This window comes from Streptomyces chiangmaiensis (assembly GCF_036281785.1).
In the GTDB taxonomy this organism is placed as follows: domain Bacteria; phylum Actinomycetota; class Actinomycetes; order Streptomycetales; family Streptomycetaceae; genus Streptomyces; species Streptomyces chiangmaiensis.
Genome location: NZ_JAYWVC010000441.1, coordinates 1 through 3120, shown reverse-complemented (window position 1 = coordinate 3120; position 3120 = coordinate 1). Strand labels below are relative to the sequence as shown.

The 3120-nt window shown below is 69.0% G+C and carries 4 protein-coding genes; 1 reads left to right on the top strand and 3 read right to left on the bottom strand.

Features of this window, described 5'->3' with window-relative positions:
* Window positions 1–273: 273 nt before the first annotated feature.
* On the top strand, window positions 274–438 hold the full coding sequence (locus VXC91_RS44055) for a hypothetical protein (protein WP_329512961.1): 165 nt from the start codon (window positions 274–276) through the stop codon (window positions 436–438).
* A 32-nt stretch (window positions 439–470) separates the two neighbouring features.
* Here VXC91_RS44055 and VXC91_RS44050 read toward each other — a convergent pair whose 3' ends face one another.
* The 3 genes from VXC91_RS44050 to VXC91_RS44040 all read right to left on the bottom strand — a co-directional run.
* Window positions 471–1130 carry a nucleotidyl transferase AbiEii/AbiGii toxin family protein gene (locus VXC91_RS44050; RefSeq protein WP_329512960.1) on the bottom strand — a complete coding sequence of 220 codons (660 nt, stop codon included), beginning with the start codon at window positions 1128–1130 and terminating at the stop codon, window positions 471–473.
* Window positions 1127–1489, bottom strand: a complete 363-nt coding sequence (locus VXC91_RS44045) for a hypothetical protein (protein WP_329512959.1) — start codon at window positions 1487–1489, stop codon at window positions 1127–1129. The genes VXC91_RS44050 and VXC91_RS44045 overlap by 4 nt, the downstream gene beginning before the upstream one ends.
* Window positions 1490–1661: 172 nt before the next feature.
* Window positions 1662–3120 (bottom strand): DUF2637 domain-containing protein (locus VXC91_RS44040; RefSeq protein ID WP_329512958.1); only part of this gene is annotated, 1459 nt, incomplete at its 5' end.

Here is a 3120-nt window from a genome sequence, read left to right as displayed (position 1 = left end):
CGGAGGTATTTGGTGATGGAGCGCGTGAACGTGCGCTTCAAGTGTGTCGGTGCGAGTGGCTGCGCAAGCAGCGGTTCGCCGATGCGGACAGTTCACCTTCGCTAACGGTCTGGAGTCAGCCCTAGCCTGGAGATCCTCTGCCACCGCTTCAACCAGCGCATCGCCGACACGGCCAGCCGCCTCGAGTGCTGCCCGGCCGTGCGCCGCGTGGCCTGCCTGCGCGGCATCGAGACGCTGCCTCCGCATCGAGATCACCGACCCCGCCGGGGACCGGTGCCCGCGGCATCCTCGGGCGGACGTCGGAACCCGATCCGCTCCGACCGGCCGGCGCGGCTGGCGCTCGTCGCCGCCCTCGCCGACCACTGGGGCTGCGCCCTCTACCCGTCCGGTGGCAGGACCGTCCGGGATGAGATCCTCGACACCGCAACCAGCGCGTGATCACGCCGTCGGGAGAGGGGTGCGGCCTCCTGTCAGGCGTTCTCGTCGTGGATCCGTGCCCCCAGGTCCTGCGCCCACGCCAGCGCCCACGTCTTGAGCTCTTCGATCTGCCGGGAGGTGAGCCCGTACGCGGCGTAGTCCTCGTCCTCGTACCAGTCCGCACCGGTGAGCCGGTCACGGAGGTTTTCCAGGCTGAACTCGTCGGGGGCGCGGCGGCGGCCGAGGGATTCGAGGTCGGCGGTGGAGCGGTGACGGGAGGCGGCCCGGACGTCGATGAGGTCGCGGACGGTGCCGCGGTCGGCGAGGGCGCGGACCTTGGTGCCGATCACGTCGTCGAGGGAGAGGACGGGGCCGTAGGGGGTCTGGGCGGGAGGGGCCCAGAATGCCTCCTTGAGGACGTCGACCTCGCACTCCTCGCCGGTGTCCGGGTCGGTGACAAGGAACCGGCCGCTGAGCGGGTCGGTCTGGACATGCGTGGTCCGCCAGCCGCGCGCGGTGAGGCCGGCTGTGAGGGCAGCGACGATCTCGTCCATCGGCGCGGGATTCTCGGTGGCGACGTCGAGGTCACGGCTGAAGCGTTCGACCAGGCCATGGGCCTGCACGGCGTATCCGCCGGTGAGGACCAGAGGATAGGGGGAGCCGAGGTCGAGGATGTCGGCAAGGAGACGCTCGTGGAGCGGGGTGAGCTTCACGCGGCCGTCGCATCGGCCGGAGCGGTGCGGGGCAGCTCGGGGAAGGCGTCCTCCCAGACCTCGCGGATGTACGGGCTGACCAAGCGACGCAGAACGGGCCACTGCTCGGCCAGCAGCCGGTGGTGCAGGAAGGCCGCCAGGTCCTCCCGCAGGCCTTCAGCCAGGACGGTTCGGTAGAGCGTCATGCGGGACTTCGGGCGGTCCAGACTGTAGCTCGTCCGCCCGGACCAGACGATGCGGAGCGGCAGGTCGACAGTTCCCTCGACGGGACCGGCCAGCTCCTGCAGGCGCTCGGGCAGCCGACTGCGGTAACGGTCCCGCAGCACCTCGGCGCGGGGGGCGGTGGTCGTCACATCCATGCATCCAGTATCGCTGGTACGAGGCGGCGCCATGGCAGATACCCGGCTCTCCTGCCGTATGGGGGGATCAGGCGCCGTCCACCTCCCGGCGGACCCCTCACCACATCATCATCCCGCGCCCCCGCAGCCGGTTGATGCTTGATGTTGCGTAGTGGCGAGCAGGGGCGGTTTCTCACTGCTGGGGCTGCGTGTGGTGGCGGGTCAGTGCCTGCCAGCGCCGCTCGAAGTCGACGGCCTGCGCTGAGATGTAGTCGGGGGTGATGGGCTTGTTGTGCTGCGCGGTGATCCCGTGGGCTGCGCACTCCTGCGCAATGGCGTCAAGCAACGGGGCATCGTTGCGCACCCGCTGCTCGGCCCAGAGGTTGTACACCCGGAATGGCAGCAGGTAGCGGCGCAGGGTGGAGGGGCTGACCGGTTTTCCACCGCGGCCGTTCATGCCCTTCCTGCTTGCAAGGTAGGCGGACAGCTGCTCGGCCTTGGGTTCCTCGCCGTGCTCGGTCTGGTACTCCGTCCAGGCGAGGTAGTAACGGTCGACCGTGGTCAACGCGGCGGGCTCCCCGGCCCCCTCGCCCTCGCCCGGCCGGTCATCGATGGCCGCGCTCACCCTGGGAACGCGATCCTCCTTGGCGGGGTGCGCGCTCGCGCCGGCCGGTATCTCCTCAAGCGCGTCCTCGTTCGAGAGGGGATCGCCAGAAGACGCCTGTGCGGCAGGCTCGGCTTCCTCATAGGCGAGCGGCTTCATCTCGCCGAACTCGCGCTGCCGGAAGGCGGAGACGAAGTACTCCACGTCCTCGCCCGTGATGGGCAGGCCGTCGCCGCCGGTGATCTGGTCCCGCTCGTAGACGTACGTGGCGAGGGCTGCAGCATCAGGGTAGGCCCCATACTCCTGCGCGTATGCGAGCCAGGCGTTGTAGAAGTAGTCAGCCCATCCGTCGTCCGTGTCGTGCTGAGCTTGGGGTTCGGTCTCGTTCTCGATTGAGGGCGCGTGACGCTGCTTGAGGAGTCGCAGCAGGGGTTCGAGTTGCTCGTCGGAAAGTGGGCCGCCGGCCGCGGTGGCGATGCCGTACTGGTCTTGGAGCCACAGAGCGAACTGCGCGCTCGTGGGCTCGAGTCCAAAGGCGGCCATCCAGTCTTGGTAGGCGTTGGCGAGGTGTTGGGTGTCCCCTTCGCCGCCGAGTTCACGTGACTGCTCAGGGTGCGCAGCTCCCGCCTCGACCACCGGTTGGGGCTCCGCGCCGCCCGCCTGCGTCAGTTCCTTCTCTTGGTCGAGGGCGGCCTCGAGTTCGGGGCTCTGCCGATGCGCGGTAACCGGGGTTCGTGCGACGGTGAACTGAATCGGCAGCTCATCAATGCCCGCAGCTGCCAGCCCGGCCAGGGCTGTCTCGGACAAGGGGACGCCGTACTTGGCCAGCCTCAGGGGCATGAGCGATTCCACTGGGGCCTTGCGGCGCCAAGCGCGGCCGAAGCGGGAGTGGAGGCTCGCCTGGTAGACGAGGCGTTCCTGTTCGAGCTTGATGACCTGCTCGTAGGAGCGCAGCTCCCACAGCTTCATACGGCGCCACAGCAGGAACGTGGGGATCGGTGAGAGCAGCCACCGGGTGAAGCGGACACCCTCCATGTGCTTGTCGGCG